The 15,921-nt window shown below is 51.6% G+C and carries 11 protein-coding genes and 1 pseudogene; 6 read left to right on the top strand and 6 right to left on the bottom strand.

The window, feature by feature from the left end; translation table 11 throughout:
• Positions 1 to 102 precede the first annotated feature (102 nt).
• Positions 103 to 1,713, top strand: a pseudogene (ftsH, locus tag ACTQ34_RS08845) (ATP-dependent zinc metalloprotease FtsH); the annotation flags it as partial.
• Between the two features lie 16 nt (positions 1,714 to 1,729).
• Entirely contained in the window at positions 1,730 to 2,263 is a 534-nt protein-coding gene (locus tag ACTQ34_RS08840) for an HdeD family acid-resistance protein (RefSeq protein ID WP_441363476.1), read from the top strand.
• 64 nt (positions 2,264 to 2,327) lie between these two features.
• Here the strand turns inward: ACTQ34_RS08840 and ACTQ34_RS08835 are convergent, their stop codons facing one another.
• Together ACTQ34_RS08835 and ACTQ34_RS08830 are read right to left on the bottom strand one after the other, a co-directional pair.
• The gene (locus ACTQ34_RS08835; protein WP_441363475.1) at positions 2,328 to 3,707 is read right to left on the bottom strand and encodes a sensor histidine kinase; all 1,380 of its coding nucleotides are present in this window, start codon (positions 3,705 to 3,707) and stop codon (positions 2,328 to 2,330) included.
• A complete protein-coding gene (locus tag ACTQ34_RS08830; RefSeq protein WP_441363477.1) occupies positions 3,704 to 4,417 on the bottom strand; it encodes a response regulator transcription factor in 714 nt (237 codons plus the stop codon). The genes ACTQ34_RS08835 and ACTQ34_RS08830 overlap by 4 nt, the downstream gene beginning before the upstream one ends.
• Positions 4,418 to 4,546: 129 nt before the next feature.
• Here ACTQ34_RS08830 and ACTQ34_RS08825 point away from each other — a divergent pair, with 129 nt between their 5' ends.
• From ACTQ34_RS08825 to ACTQ34_RS08815, 3 genes are read left to right on the top strand one after another with little or no spacing between them, the layout of a single operon-like run.
• Positions 4,547 to 5,461: an ABC transporter ATP-binding protein gene (locus ACTQ34_RS08825; protein WP_441363474.1), complete on the top strand. Its 915-nt coding sequence runs from the start codon at positions 4,547 to 4,549 to the stop codon at positions 5,459 to 5,461.
• Positions 5,458 to 6,207: an ABC transporter permease gene (locus tag ACTQ34_RS08820; RefSeq protein WP_441363473.1), complete on the top strand. Its 750-nt coding sequence runs from the start codon at positions 5,458 to 5,460 to the stop codon at positions 6,205 to 6,207. Before ACTQ34_RS08825 ends, ACTQ34_RS08820 begins: the two co-directional genes overlap by 4 nt.
• Positions 6,208 to 6,210: 3 nt before the next feature.
• Positions 6,211 to 6,945, top strand: coding sequence for an ABC transporter permease (locus ACTQ34_RS08815; RefSeq protein WP_441363472.1), 735 nt, complete (start codon positions 6,211 to 6,213; stop codon positions 6,943 to 6,945).
• Positions 6,946 to 6,971: 26 nt separating this feature from the next.
• On the opposite strand, the gene ACTQ34_RS08810 is transcribed toward ACTQ34_RS08815, so the two are convergent.
• Entirely contained in the window at positions 6,972 to 7,646 is a 675-nt protein-coding gene (locus ACTQ34_RS08810; protein WP_441363471.1) for a Crp/Fnr family transcriptional regulator, read from the bottom strand.
• A gap of 122 nt (positions 7,647 to 7,768) precedes the next feature.
• Between ACTQ34_RS08810 and hcp the strand changes: the two genes are divergently transcribed.
• On the top strand, positions 7,769 to 9,415 hold the full coding sequence (hcp, locus tag ACTQ34_RS08805) for a hydroxylamine reductase (RefSeq protein ID WP_441363470.1): 1,647 nt from the start codon (positions 7,769 to 7,771) through the stop codon (positions 9,413 to 9,415).
• Between the two features lie 117 nt (positions 9,416 to 9,532).
• Here the strand turns inward: hcp and ACTQ34_RS08800 are convergent, their stop codons facing one another.
• The 3 genes from ACTQ34_RS08800 to ACTQ34_RS08790 form a co-directional block, all read right to left on the bottom strand.
• Entirely contained in the window at positions 9,533 to 11,647 is a 2,115-nt protein-coding gene (locus ACTQ34_RS08800) for a methyl-accepting chemotaxis protein (protein ID WP_441363469.1), read from the bottom strand.
• Positions 11,648 to 12,108: 461 nt separating this feature from the next.
• The gene (locus ACTQ34_RS08795; protein ID WP_441363468.1) at positions 12,109 to 12,762 is read right to left on the bottom strand and encodes a PilZ domain-containing protein; all 654 of its coding nucleotides are present in this window, start codon (positions 12,760 to 12,762) and stop codon (positions 12,109 to 12,111) included.
• A gap of 28 nt (positions 12,763 to 12,790) precedes the next feature.
• Entirely contained in the window at positions 12,791 to 15,829 is a 3,039-nt protein-coding gene (locus ACTQ34_RS08790) for an EAL domain-containing protein (protein ID WP_441363467.1), read from the bottom strand.
• Positions 15,830 to 15,921 lie beyond the last annotated feature (92 nt).

Here is a 15,921-nt window from a genome sequence, read left to right as displayed (position 1 = left end):
TGATGACAACTTTTTGATACTTTTATGTTGCTGCTGTGCCAACAGCAGAATTCCTAACAGTCCGCGGGCACCTTCGTATCACACGAAACAAGGTGTCCTTACGGACGCACGACCGGTATCTACAAGACCGGTATTTTCCCCGATTCGGATTTGTACAGCCGATTGGATAAGGCAGATGTGAATTTTGCAGCCGAAATACCGACGCAGACTTCGCCGATGCTGACTATCCTGCTCAGTTATGCACTGCCGATTATTCTGATTGTCGTGGTTGGCCAGTGGCTGAGCAAAAAGATGATGAAGAGTATGGGCGGCAACGCGATGAGCTTTGGCAAGTCGGGAGCGAAAATCTATGCGGAAACCGAAACCGGCAAGACTTTCGCAGATGTAGCCGGACAGGACGAGGCCAAGGAAGCGCTGACCGAAATTGTGGATTTCCTGCACAACCCGAATAAATATGCCTCCATCGGCGCAAAGCTGCCCAAGGGCGCGCTGCTGGTCGGCCCTCCGGGCACCGGTAAAACGCTGCTGGCGAAGGCAGTAGCCGGCGAAGCGCATGTTCCGTTTTTCTCGATTTCCGGTTCCGAATTTGTCGAAATGTTTGTTGGTATGGGCGCGGCAAAGGTGCGCGACCTGTTCAAGCAGGCGAGTGAAAAAGCGCCGTGTATTGTATTCATCGATGAGATTGATACCATCGGCAAAAAGCGTGACGGCGGCGGCATAGGCGGTAATGACGAACGTGAGCAGACGCTCAACCAGCTGCTGACCGAGATGGACGGCTTTGACGGCACCAAGGGCGTAGTCATTCTGGCGGCAACCAACCGTCCGGAATCGCTCGACCCCGCGTTGCTGCGTCCCGGCCGATTTGACCGGCGTATTCCGGTACAGCTGCCCGATTTACAGGGCCGTATCGCGATTTTGAAGGTGCATGCTAAGGATGTTCACATGTCCGGAACCATTGATTTCAATGCGATTGCGCGTGCAACCTCGGGTGCGTCCGGCGCGGATTTGGCAAACATTATCAACGAAGCGGCGCTGCGCGCGGTGCGTCTGGGACGCAGCGCAGTCGAGCAGGCCGATTTGGAAGAGAGCGTGGAGACGGTCATCGCGGGTGCGCAGCGCAAGAATGCGGTGCTCAGCGCGAAGGAAAAGGAAATCGTGGCTTATCACGAAATCGGACATGCGTTGGTGGCGGCCAAGCAGTCTAATTCCGCGCCAGTCACCAAAATTACTATTATACCGCGCACCTCGGGCGCACTGGGCTATACGATGCAGGTGGATGAGGGCGAGCACAATTTGATGACGCGCGAGGAGCTGCTGAACAAGGTGACCACGTTGACGGGCGGTCGTGCGGCGGAGGAGCTGATTTTCGGTTCGATAACCACTGGTGCATCCAACGATATTGAGCAGGCAACCAAGCTGACGCGGTCGATGATTACGCGGTACGGCATGAGCCGGCGATTTGATATGGTGGCGCTGGAAACCGTAACCAATCAGTATCTGTCTGGCGATACCTCTCTGGCCTGCTCAGCGCAGACTGCGGCGCAGATTGATGAGGAAGTTGTGCAGACCGTGAAAACTGCGCACGAAAAGGCAGTTGGCATTTTGCAGGAGAATATGGAGGCACTGCACCGTCTGGCGCACCATCTGCTGGAAAAGGAAACCATAACAGGCGAGGAGTTTATGGATTTGCTGAACAAAACAGAGAATGGGTAAAATGGAGGCGGCTCTGATGAAAAACAAACCTGGAAGCATTCCGTGGATTTTGATTGGATTGTTTTTGTTGGTTATGGGCCTGTATTTTCTCGTTCATCCGCAGGAAACGTTGCTTTCGGTGGCTTGGTTGTTTGGATTGACCATGCTGGTTTCCGGTGCGGCGGACTTGGTGGTTTATGCCGCGCGCAAATGGGTGTATGGGCTTTCCGGCTGGTTTCTGGCGGATGGCATCATTGATGTGTTGCTCGGTGTTGTGTTCTTGTGTAATGGCTGGCTGGCGGTTGAGATACTGCCGTACGTGCTGGCTGTGTGGGCGGTTGGTTCCGGCGTTGTCAAATGTGCGGGAGCGCTGGTTTACCGCAGAAGCGGGATGCCGTTTTGGGGTGTGCAGCTTGGCGTAGGCGCAGTCGTGCTGCTGTTTGGTGCAGCGATTTTAATGCACCCGATGATTGCAGTAGTAGCAATCTCGGTGGTAATTGCGATTGTGCTGATTGCGCAGGGCCTGATGGCACTGATGCGCGGTTTGTTCGCATCGTTTCCCAACCAATGATCCGCGGATGGATTGACAAAAAGAGAGGGACGTTTACGTCCCTCTCTTTTTGCGTCTGGACAGGCTATTTAGAAGAGCAGGGCGGCTGCATCGGCAAAACAAGTGTAACCTGTAAACCGGGCGTAGTATTGCTGAACAGTGTGCTGCCGCCGTGCGCCTGCACAATTTGCTGCACCAGCGTCAACCCCAATCCATGAGTGGGCAGTGCCTCTCGGTTTCCATGCTGTAGACGCGCCAGCACGTCGGGGGGCAGACCAGTGCCGTTATCTGCGACAATGATGCGCCATACGGTTTGATCGGCGGTCAGGCACAGGCGTACCTGTACGGCAGCGCCATTGTGTGCACTACAGTTGCGCAGCAAATTTTCGACCGCGCGCCGCAGCAGATGTTCATCGCCCTGCGCAACAAGCGCGTTGCATGCAGGCGGGATGTCTACTGCAAGCGAGAGTTGCGTATCATCCAGTCCGTTGAGCCATTCGGCAGCCGCATCCCGCAGCATTTTGGCCGGAGAAAATGGCTGAAAGTTCAGCGGCTGCATGGCATATGCCAGCTTGGATGTGAGGTTAAGGTCGCTGATGAGGCGACTGATGCGCTGACTTTGCAGCCGGATTCGTTCAGCGCGCTGGCGCGCCTCCTCTGGCAATCGGGTATCGCTTTCCAGCTGTGCGGCGTTGCCCTGTACCAGTGACAGCGGTGTACGGATGTCGTGCGATATGCCGGCAATCCATTCGGTACGGGTGCGGTCGCGGCGGTTGAGAAGTGCCTGCTGCCGCAGCAAATGGGAGGAGGTTCGGTTCAGTCCGGTCGCCAGTTGGCCCAATACGCCTTTTTCGCTCAGCTCGACTGCCTCGCCGCTGGCAAGCGCTGCGATACCGGACACAATGGGGGAGGCGGAACGATACATGCGCCAGCCAAGAAATAGTGCCAGTAAAAGTGCAGCCAGTAGATTGATGGTGAGCACGAGCGGCATCAGTCGGAACAATAGTGCAAGCTGCGCTGTCGGCATCACGATATTGTATTTCCACTCGCTGCCCGGTGTGCTGGCCAGAACCAGCAGGCCGTCTGCATCCGACCAGGTGTGCACCGGATAATCTTCCAGATACCAACGGGAAAAGCTGGAAACATCGCCCGCGGAATAGGCTCTCGGCAGTGTTTCGGGCATACGGTCCTGCCAGACAACCGTTCCGGCATCGTCCAGCAGCATCGCCCAGACGAAGTTCTCGTCCAACAACGTCTGTGCTTCGGCGGAAATCGAGCAGCTGCCGTCCGGCTGACGGGCGATGCCGCCTGCGATTTGTTCAATATAGTTGGTCGATGTTGGCTGTATCTCAGCGCTGCTCAGAATGAAATATATCAATACAAACAGATTCAGCAGCAGCAAAAAGATACCTACGCCAATTGCCGCTGCCGTAAAGCGGAACAGGATGCGCCCTAATCCCTTCATCGCGCCTCCTCCTTCGCCAGCCGATAGCCCAGCCCGCGCACAGTCAGCAGCCAGCGGGGCACGGACGGTGTATCCTCGATTTTTTCCCGCAGCCGTCGGATATGCACCATCAGCGTGTTTTCGTAACCGAAGCTGCCATCCTCCCAGACGGCGCTGCAAAGCGCGTCAATGGTCACAATATTGCCGCGGTTTGCTGCTAATTTGCGCAGCAGGGCGTATTCCTTGGCGGTGAGGGAGACAGTCTGCCCGCCGCGTGTGACTGTGCCGCTGCCCCAGTCCACAACAGTTTCCCCCATGCGCAGTATATCGGAGTTTTCCTGTAAGCGGGTAGCGTAGGCGCGCCGCAGTACGGCTTGCAGCCGCAAGACCAGTTCCTGCGGCAAAAAGGGCTTGACAATATAGTCATCTGCGCCTAGTCCCAACCCGTGCAGCCGGTCCTCATCCGCATCTCGCGCGGACAGGAATAAAATGGGTACATCGCGTTCGTGACGCAGCGTACGCATAAGGGAGAAACCGTCTCCGTCCGGCAGCATGATGTCCAGCAATACAGCGTCCGGGGCAAAAGCAGTGAACTGTTCGCGCGCCGCCGCGCAGCTTTGCACGGTGCGCACTGCACGAAATCCTGCCTGGGTCAGCATTTCGGCAATCATATCGCATAGGGCTGTTTCATCATCGACCACCAGTATTTTGTAGTCGTAAAATGTTTCCATAGTAATCACCATGCTTATCATACCACAGTAAAACACCTTTCGGCGAAAATGTAAGGTAAAAGTAAGGCAGGATTCATCGGCCTGTAAGGCAGAGCATGCAAACTGTGGGATGAAAGGAAGTGCTTTTCGATGAATTATCTGATTGAAACACGGGGGCTTTGCAAGCGATATGGTGCGGCCATGCGTGTCAAAAATCTGCATATGGCAGTGCCGGAGGGGGCGATTTATGGCTTTCTTGGTCCGAACGGCGCAGGAAAGTCCACAACGCTCAAAATGCTGCTGGGGCTGGTGCATCCGACGGACGGGGAAATTACGGTATTCGGCCGCGCGATGAACACCAAAAACCGACTGGAGATTTTGCGGAATACAGGTTCGCTGATTGAGTCGCCGTCCTGTTATGGTCACTTGACAGGAGCGGAAAACTTACGTATTTTGCAGATGCTGCGCCGTGTACCGGAACGCGCGATTGAACAAGCGCTGGCGCTGGTGCGGCTGGACGGACAAAAGGACAAAAAAGTTGCGCAGTATTCGCTGGGGATGAAGCAGCGGCTGGGGTTGGCGGCGGCACTGCTGACGCATCCGCGCCTGCTGATTCTCGATGAGCCAACCAATGGACTGGACCCAGCGGGCATTCAGGAAATGCGCGAACTGATTTGCGATTTACCGCGGCAGTTCGGCATGACAGTGGTGGTGTCCAGCCATCTGCTGAGCGAAATTGACCAGATGGCCACCCATGTCGGCATCATTGCGGATGGCGCGCTGGTTTATCAGGATACGATTGAACGGCTGCATGAAAAAAGTGAGCACCATCTCGCGCTGCGCACCAACCGAGACGAAGCAGCCATGGAGATGCTTGCAAAAAACGGTATTGCGTGCGAAGCGCGCGATGGCTTGCTGCTCCTGCCGCCTCTGGAGGATGAGGCGGCGGCGCATTGTGTCCGGCTGCTGACCGCAGCGCAGATTGGCGTCATACGGCTGGAAGAGCGTCGCAAAAATCTGGAGGACATTTTCCTGGATTTGACGGAGGGGGCGAACAGTCTGTGAAAGCGCTTGCATTGGAGTTTTACAAATGCCACCGCAGGTGGGTTTGGCTTGCGCCGCTGGTTATGCTTGCAGTGCAGCTTGCATGGGGGCTGTGGTCGTTCCGGAATATGAGCGAGGCCGAGCTGCAGGAGGGGTGGTGCAATATCCTGTACACCTTTCCGCTGCTCAACGCCATGATGACGCCGATTGTCGCGGCGATAGTGGCCTCTCGCATTGCAGATATCGAGCACAAGGGGCAGACGCTCAAGCTGCTTGAGACGGTGCAGACAGCAGGCAGCCTGTTCTGTGCCAAATTTCTGTGTTCGGTATGTTATATGGCGGCTTATCTGCTGCTGCAAACCGCAGTGATGGTGATATTCGGTGTGCGGCACGGGTTTGTGGGACCGCTGCCGACAGTAGAAATTGCGCTGTATTTTGTCGCGGTGCTGCTTGTCACAACCGTGCTGGTACTGTTTCAGCTGATTCTTTCGCTGCTGATTTCCAATCAGATGATAGGAATGATATTCGGATTAATTGGCTCATTTGCCGGGCTGTTTTCCCTGTTTTTTCCGACTGCCGTGCAGAAATGCATTCCGTGGGGATACTATGGTGTGCTGCATGTGGCAGCGATGGATTGGAACGAACAGACCCGCGTCACTCACTATTACTTTACTTCGTTTGATATACAGTCACTGTGTGTGGCTGTGGTATTTCTGGTCGTTCTGTACTGCATTGGCCGACGGTTGTTTGTGCGGAAGGAGGTTTGAGCGATGCTGATTTGGTCGATTCGTGCAGAACTGCTGAAATTACGCCGTTCGTGTATCTGGATTGCAGCGCTGGTGCTGCCGCTGCTATCCGCAGTGTTTGGAACACTCAATTATCTGGGCAATATTGCAATTTTGCAGGATGCGTGGTATTCACTTTGGACGCAGCACGCGTTGTTCTACTGCACGTTGTTTGCACCTACGCTCGTGGGAATCTACTGCGCCTATTTGTGCCGGTTGGAGCATCTGCACGGCAACTGGAATATGGTGATGACGCAGCCGATTACGGTGCATACTGTTGTACTGAGCAAGCTGGTCGTTGTGTCGCTGCTCAGTGCGCTGACGCAGCTTTTGATTGGTGCGTTGTTTATCATCGGCGGGCTTGTTGCAGGTCTAACCGCGCCGTTGCCCGCGGCGCTGCCGCTGTGGCTGCTGCGCGGTTGGTGGAGCCTGACCGTACAGTCTGCGCTGCTGCTTGCCGTGGCGTTGGTCATTCGCTCGTTTGCCGTGCCGGTGGGTGCAGGGCTTCTGGGTGGCTTTTGCGGTATTGCGGCGGTGGTGAAGGGGTATGGGGTATACTTTCCGTTCTCACTGCTGCCGCTTTCCATGTGCTCGCACCACCCGACCGAGCCGATGCAATGCAGTGGCACAGCGTTTGCAATCAGTTCCTTCGTTTTTGTTCTGGTGGGTTACTGCTTTTGTGTGTGTTGGCTGCGAATGCGCGATGTAAAAACTGGCTGACGGTTTTTCATGAAGTATCGTGCAACTCAACCTTGCAGCATATCCTGGCTGCAAAGCAGTTCAAATCGGTTACGGTCGACATGGAGTAAGCCGTCCTTTTGCATCTTGCTCAGCTCATTGGAGAGTGCGCTGCGGTCGACGTTCAGATAATCTGCGAGCTGCTGGCGGTTGAACGGAATGGTGAAGCTGCGGCTGCCGCAGCGCGTCGATTGAAACGAAAGGTAGGACAGCAGCCGTCCGCGGATGGATTTGGATGCGGTGTGAAAAATTTTGCGCGATAGATTTAAGTTTTTGCGCGCGGAAAGAAAGAGTAGATTGCGGATGAGTCGGCTGTGGTGTGTGCAGGCTTGCGGGCAAGTTTGCAGTACTCGCCCAACGTTGAGCAACAGCACCTCGGCAGGTTCCGCCGCAACCGCATCTACCATCAGCGGTTCGCCGGTGCAGGCGTAGGTTTCCGCAAAAATCTGACCCGGAATCACATGGTCCAGAACGGTGGTGTTGCCCCAGAAATCGTCGTTTTGAATTAAAACGCTGCCCGTGAGGACGAGACCAAGATCGGTTGTAACATCGCCGGCACAGAAAATGCGTGCGCCTTTGTTGAATTTTCGCCGCTCTGCACCTAAACAGTGCAGCATTTCTTTCGCTTCGTCCGGTTGGATGCCGCGAAACAGTGCGCTTTTCGATAAAACGGTGGTATTCAAAAAACATTCCTCCATTGTTGTTATAACAACATACTTGTTGTCTTGAGTATAGTATACTTCGCTTGTAACGTCAACAACCGTATGGATTGTATGATTCATGGTATATGTGGAGGAAATGAACGATGGAACCGAAAATGTTTTGTTATCAGTGTCAGGAAACTGCGGGCTGCACCGGCTGCACAATGGCAGGCGTATGCGGTAAAAAGCCGGATGTCGCTGCCATGCAGGACTTGCTGGTGTATGTGACCAAGGGCCTTTCCGCGGTGACCACCGCGCTGCGCAAGCAGGGCGAAGAGATTGCGCCGGAAATCAACCACCGGATTACGCTCAATCTGTTTATCACCATTACAAATGCAAATTTTGACAAAGATGCAATCGTGGCCTGCATTCGTGAGACACTGGAAGTCAAGCGGGAGCTGCTGCGTCGCGTAGCGCAGCCGGAACTGCTGCCGGAGGCTGCACACTGGACGGCGGACGAAGCGGATTTTGCAGTTAAGGCTGCGACCGTTGGCGTACTGTCTACGCAGGATGAGGACATCCGCTCTCTACGTGAGCTGATCACCTATGGCCTTAAGGGCCTGTCGGCGTACTCCAAGCATGCGAATGCGCTGCTTCAAGATGACGGCGAGGTAGATGCCTTCCTGCAGCGTGCTTTGGCGGCAACCTTGGATGACAGCCTGTCGGTAGACGCGCTGGTAGCGCTGGCAATGGAAACCGGCAAGTACGGCGTGCAGGGTATGGCGCTGCTGGACAAGGCGAATACCGAAACCTATGGCAATCCTGAAATCACGCGGGTAAACATTGGCGTTGGCACACGCCCCGGCATTTTGGTATCCGGTCACGATTTACGCGATCTGGAGATGCTGCTGGAGCAGACGGAAGGCACGGGCGTGGATGTATACACGCACTCGGAAATGCTGCCCGCGCATTACTATCCGGCGTTTAAGAAATATCCGCACTTTGTCGGAAATTACGGCAACGCGTGGTGGAAGCAGAAAGAGGAATTCGCGTCTTTTAACGGTCCGATTCTGATGACCACCAACTGCATTGTGCCGCCGGCGGCGAGTTATCAGAATAGATTGTACACCACGGGTGCGGCAGGCTATCCGGGCTGCAAGCATATTCCGGGCGGCGTAGGGGAGCACAAGGATTTTTCTGCGCTCATTGAGCATGCCAAGCACTGCGCGCCGCCGGAAGAAATCGAGCGCGGCGAAATCGTGGGTGGCTTTGCGCATGCGCAGGTGCTCGCGCTGGCAGATAAAATTGTAGAAGCGGTCAAGAGTGGCGCGATCCGCAAGTTTGTGGTAATGGCGGGCTGTGATGGCCGTGCAAAGTCCCGCAGCTACTATACAGACTTTGCCAAGGCACTGCCGCACGATGCGGTGATTCTGACCGCAGGCTGTGCCAAGTATAAGTATAACAAGCTGGATTTGGGTGACATCGGCGGTATTCCGCGCGTACTGGATGCGGGACAGTGCAACGACTCCTACTCACTGGCAGTGATTGCGCTCAAGCTCAAGGAGGTCTTTGGACTGGAGGATATCAATGACCTGCCGATTGTTTACAACATCGCGTGGTATGAGCAGAAGGCGGTAATCGTACTCCTGTCCCTGCTGTATTTGGGTGTCAAAAATATCCATCTCGGACCGACACTGCCAGCCTTCCTCAGCCCGAATGTGGCCAAGGTTCTGGTGGAGAACTTCGGTATTGCAGGCATCGGCACGGTGGAAGACGATATTCGACTGTTCTTCGGTGCAGAAAACGCATAAGTGAAGACATATCTGTCACAGGCAGAAAGAGGGACGCTACATGCTGTAGCGTCCCTCTTTTTTTCAAATAGTCCAAGCGTTGGCTGGGCTTCTGTATTGCTTATGTGAGTGGCATAATCAATACTTATCAGTATAGTTAGTGCTGTCATAATGCTCTACCGGCGCTGGGGAGACCGAATCGGTAGAACTGTTTTCGCCAAAGGATGACATGGGCATGCCGTTTTCGGATTCGAGCAGTACAAAATGGCTGATTATGCCCTTCAGCATCTGCGCCTGTCCGGACAATTGCTCACTGGCCGCAGCACTTTGCTCAGCAGTAGCGGAATTGGTCTGCACTACCTCAGAAATTTGGTTGACACCGATAGAAACTTCCTTCAAGCGGGCTGCTTGATCCTGATAATCGCGTGTAACACGTTCGACTGCTTCGACAACCTCATCGGAATTAGAGGCAGCCGTACTGAGCGCGTCAGCCGTTGCGCGGGCAATTCCTTCGCCCTGCTTGACAGCTTCCACGGAATGCGCGATCAATTCATTGGTCTCCTTGGCTGCTGCCGCACTCTTACCGGCAAGGTTGCGCACTTCATCGGCGACCACTGCGAAGCCTTTGCCTGCTGCGCCTGCACGGGCAGCTTCAACTGCTGCATTCAGTGCTAGAATATTGGTCTGGAACGCAATGTCGTCAATCGTCTTAATAATCTTACCAATCGCATTAGAGTGGCGGCTGATATCCTGCATTGCAGTGAGCATATCCTGCATTCGCCCATTGCTGGTGCTCACTTGTGATTTTACTTCATTGAGTTGTTCAATCATCTGACCGGCCTGCGCTGCGCCTTCGGTGACCTTCTCATTTAGGCTCTGCACGGTACTGGACAATTCCTGCACCGAAGATGCCTGCTCAGTCGCGCCCTGTGCCAGTGCCTGCGCACCGCTGGCAATTTGATCCGATCCCATGTGCACCTGTGCTGCGGACATTGCAATACTGGACAATGTTTCCGAAAGGTTCTTCTGGATACGCAACAGTGCCTCTTTGAGCTTGGCGAATTCACCGTGATAATCATACTGCAACTCGAATACCAGATTGCCACGGCCCATTTGATCCAGAACAGAGGATAATTCGTCAATATATTTGATGTACGTCTTCAAACGATCCACAATGCGTAGCGTGGACTGGCCCAGGCGGGCAACTTCGTCGTGGCCTGTCACATGATAATCCACATCCAATTCGCCGTCGGCCAGACGATCTGCAACCTTGCCCAGACGCTTGAGCGGGCGAATGATAGAAATGGCAAGCAGGATAACGATGATTGCCAACAGAATAGCACAGATGACAAAGCTGATGACAATCACGCGTACGGTACTGGTGACGTGGCTGTTATATTCTTCTGACGGAAGGACACCCAGAACTTCATAGTCAATGTCATCCAAAGTGGCGGTGCTGCCATAATACGGAGTGTTCTGACGGGTATATGACAAGCCTTTTACACTGTTGCGGTTAAGCAACGCTTCTTTCATGTTGTCGGAATATTGTGCTTCCTCAATCGTAGTGCCGACCACGGAGGAGTCCGGATGATAGATGATCATGTTGGAGGAGTCAATCAAGGTGATGTAGCCGGTTTCACCGACCTGAATGGAACTGAGAGAATTGCTCAACTGCTCTGTGGAAACATCGAGGCCTACTACACCAATCATATTGTTGTTGCTCATAATGGGGCATGCTATACTGATGACCAATTTCTGTGTTGCGACATCTATATAAGCACCCGTGACAATCGCTTTCTGTTTCTGTTGGCTAAGGATATACCATTCGCGCGTGGAGAAGTCCATATCTGCCGAAGTGAAGCGGCTATTGTCGGAATACACCAGCTCCTGCAGGCCGATATCCGCAAACCAAACGCCCAGCACCGTCCCCTCATATCGCTGCTGGATTTCTTTCAGTTCGTTGAGCATTTCGGAAAAGTACGCCGAGCCGTCCAATGAGGTTTTTGCCTGATCTGCTGCCACATTGGAAATGGCAGGCGAACAAACCATCGTGTCTACAATGCCGTAGTATTGCTTCAAAAATGCATTCACTTGCTGCGCACCGGACTCCGCCTGTGCGGTTAAATTTTCCGTCATCATTTGCTCCACTGTGTTGGAAATTTGCATACCGAGCAGCGCTCCAATACCGCCCAACACCAAAATGAGCGGAATTAGGATTCCTAAAGCTAGCTTTTGCGCGATCCCTAATTTCACGATAACACCTTCCCATTTAGTTTTCTCATTCCCGTGTAGTGTGAACTGTTGTACATGAGCAGCAACAACCCATGTCTATATTTTTGACCGTTTTTTTCAAATGATAACAGTTATATCCAATAATATTTTCTTTTTTGCACAATGAAAGAAGTTCGGAATACAAAAAATATATACTTATCGCACAAAATATACCAAAAAAATAGGCGTATTTACAGTATTTGTAGATTTTGCTGCATTTTTTTGAATATGTGACATGTTAGAATAATAGTCGAGGCTTTTGGGGGAGTGGTCTTTGCAAAAGAGACTATCGGACATCAGAAAAGGGACGCTGCAAAAGCAGCGCCCCTTGGGTGCTAATGTCGGGAAATCGTATGAATTGCTGACATCCTATGCGGCATGAAAAATCAGCTTTTTGTAAGGGTTAGATAAAAATCCCATAGGAGTCCTGCGCAGAGCACTCATTATTGCTGATTGAATGCCTTTACTTGAAGCGAGAACATATCCTGGAAAAGCAAATCCTCCTGACGTTCCGTGATATCGTTAAAGCTGCATCCATATCGTAAGGCACCGGATTCCAGCGGCTGTACCCGCTGCACAGTGCACGAAAAGGAATGAGTGGGGCCGTTACGGCGCAGCTGCAGGGAGGAAATAAAGATTTGTTCTCCTTCAAGATAGCGTTCCTGACTGCTGAAGCAAAGTCCGCTCAGGCTGACGTCAATCATTTTGCAGGGTGCCACTGCGGAGGAGGCCATGCCAGAGCCACGAGAAACAATCGCTTCAGCGGTGACCGGTTGACGGAAGCTGCTGCGTCGCTCTGCACAGGAAAAACTATGTTTCAAAGCAATTTTCCAGAAATCAGCCGCACAGCGGGATACCTGACCGTAAAGCAGGAGCACTTTATTCATTGCGATGTTCGTCTGCACATGCAGTTTGACAGGTGTATGGTATATAATTCCCTGCGGTGTTTCATTGCCATTACGGATAGAGACGGTTAGTTCGTCCTCGCCGGCATCATACTGGTGGATAGAACCGGCAAATAAAAAATTGTTATCCAGTTTAAGCACTTCACATGATGCACCAAGATAATGCTGCATGGAATCCATATATTCTTGCATGGCTCATAATCCTTTCCAAAGAACTAGTTCAGCTTTGAGTGAGTTTATTATCTTTACTGCGCAAGATACGATAAAAATCCGGAAGTTCAAGCGGCCTATAGAAATAAAAGCCTTGTATAAAGTCGCATTCAGTTTGACGGACAATTTGAAGTTCCTCTTGCGTCTCCACTCCTTCCACGCATACTTTTTTACCAAAACGATGGCAGGCATAAATGATACTCATCATAAAATTCAATTTTTCAGGGGAAGAGGTGAGCTCACACATCAGAGTGCGATCCAGTTTGATGAGGTCGGCAGGGTACTGCAGCAGCATGTGCAGACTGGAATACGCCGTACCGAAATCATCCAAAACAAAGGAGATACCGACCTTATCACATCGTTCGATAAAATGTTCCAGATAATCCGGCATTTCGTCAAAATGTGTTTCTGTCAATTCGATCATCAGATTACGTCCGGGAATGCCATATAAAAGCATGGCATTGTGAATATAATCAAAAAAGGAGGGGTCGAGAATCTGTAAATAACTGACGTTGAAGGAAATTTTCAAATTGGGTGCACGAAGAAAGATTTCCTGACAGGCTTGCATGATTTGCGTGACTACCCATTTCCCGACCGGGACAATAAGGCCGACTTGTTCAAGAATGGGAATGAATTTAGATGGGGGAATATCCTGACCATGGTAGGTCCATCGAAGCAGGATCTCGCCTCCGTAAATCTCGCCGGTATCTGCCGTAACCTGAGGCTGTAAAACGATTTGAAAATCCTGAAAACCATGATTTACACTATAATTGAGTGCCATGCTGATGTCGCTTTGTTCACGGTATCCTTTGGAGATATAGGTAGAAAATTCGACAAAATCTGTGGAATAGGTCTTTTTGGCATTTTGTGTCGCCAACAGGATGTTGTCGATAAGCTCTTGCGGGGCGGTGCCGTCCTGAGGGGCGTGCAAAACACCGATGGCGCAAGGATACATAATGTGAATACCATTGCGTCGATAAATATCAAGAACGATTTGACGAATGGTGTCGGAGAGTACACGGACATCATAGTCGAGTTGTGTTAACACCAGAAAATGCACGCCATCCAATCGGAAAAATTCAAACTGCTCACCCAACTCCATTTCCATGCGGTTGGCGATTTCACGCAGCATGGAATCTCCGGTATTCCGTCCCAGAGACAGGTTGATATCGGAAAAATTCCGCAGATTGAAGCACAGAAGCAGAAGCTTGGCCTGCCGACGGCAAAGCGTTGCGAGATCCTTGAGCGCGCAGGACAGATTCAAAAGGCCGGTAACGGGATCAACTTCGGATTCGTTTTTTAGACTTATCATACTGCCGGAGAAAAACAAAGGCGTAGTTTTGCTCTCATCCCAAGTGAGTATCCCTCGGCAATGAATCCAGATGAGCTGACCGTTTTTGTCAAAGATACGGTAGCGGATACTGTGCGAAGTGCGCTTTTCGCGGAACATGGCTTGAGAGTCCTTGATATGAAGCTGGCGATCCGGTTCATAAATGCGCTGTTCCAGCAAGCCGACAAAATCATAGACAAGGTTGCTGTCAAAGTTGAAGGTGTCCCGCAGGTTGTCGGAGATATAGTAAATATTGCGCTGAACGTCACCGCAATACAGGTAGAACGGCGCTTCGGGCATGGCAATGGAATGGAAAAAGGTTTCGGCGTCAAAGTAATAGTTTTGCAGGAACGCTTGAAACGCAGTGGATCTGGAGGACTCGATATGCGGATCATGCGCTTTTTGGTTTTCGTAATAGGACAGTTTGTCTCGATACATGCTGTCGTCAGCCAGCGTCATGAGTTGGGAAAAGTCATCCTCGGGAGAATCCGACCAAGTGTATCCAATGGACAGTGCACAATTATCCTGTGCAACACGGGCGCGGAGCTGTTCCACCTGTTCTTCCAGACCCTTTTGGGAGATATCCTGACAGATGACCAGAAATTCATCCCCGCCGATGCGGTAAACATTTTTGGAAGAAAATAGCTCGGTCAAAATGTGAGAGGCCTGCATAATCAGGCGGTCTCCGTTGTTGTGACCCAAGTTGTCGTTGATGCGCTTCAAGCCAATCAGGTCGCAATAAATTAAACCAAGCGTTTCTCGCTTTTGATAATCCTCGCTGCTGATATACTGGTTGAGCGCATGTCGATTGAGCAGCTGCGTCATGGAATCGTGGTAGCTAAGTTCTTCCAAATGAGACATCAGATCCCGGCGCAACAAGATGGAACCCATAAAGTGCGATAAGACCTTGATGGTGCCGGATATTTTGCGAATGTGCTGTACCGATGGGTTATCCAGACGCAGCAGCGCGATAATTCGGCCTTTGGACAGCACAGGGGACAGTACAAGCGTATGGATGTCTGCAAAATCCTGTTGTGACGAAAATTGGGAAGGGGTTGGCAAACGATCATCGCTGTCACTGAAAATCAAAACTTCGTTGCGGTATAGGCTTTGAAGGTGCTGAGGGTACTCCACTTGAAGGGAAAGATTCAAGGGATGCTCAGTAGATGTGGGGGCCCAATGATAAGTGCTCAGGAATTCACCGTTATCCATTCGCTCATAGAGAAAAATGTTTTCACAACCGAGTTGCGAGCCAATATACTGCAGCATCAGCCCTATCGATACGGAAGGGTCGGATGCAGAATGCGTGGCCATCAGACATTTGTTGATAAAAAAGTCCGGATTCATCTCAGTGTCATCCGCATTGCCGTTTTTGGCTTTGAGAACCGCATCATCGGGAATGGCAATTTCAATACGACATTTTCGTCCCTCATATTGGATGATATAATCCTTGAGATGGAAGGTCTTATTGATAACAGGGTTATAGTAATCCCATTCATAGAACTGATCGTCTATCAGCTGTGTATTGGTACAGAACGGACAGGGCATGCGGAATTTTTGAAGAACAGCATAGCATTTTTTCCCCGCATACTCCTCAGGGTCGGAGATCTGGAACCATTCTCGAGCCTTGGCATTCATGTATATCAATTCATAGGTGTTCATATCTGCTACATAAACACCGGCATAGAAGTTATCTAAAAATTCCCAAATGGCCTTCACGTTGCATTCTCCTTTCAGGAAGATTTTGTACTCATTGATATTATATATCATATATCATATATTGGGAAAAATCAAGTATTGGGAAAAATCAA

Source organism: Agathobaculum sp. LCP25S3_E8, from assembly GCF_052117165.1.
GTDB lineage: Bacteria > Bacillota > Clostridia > Oscillospirales > Butyricicoccaceae > Agathobaculum.
The sequence above is the reverse complement of the archived record's forward strand: the minus strand, read 5'-3'. Positions and strand labels throughout refer to the sequence as shown.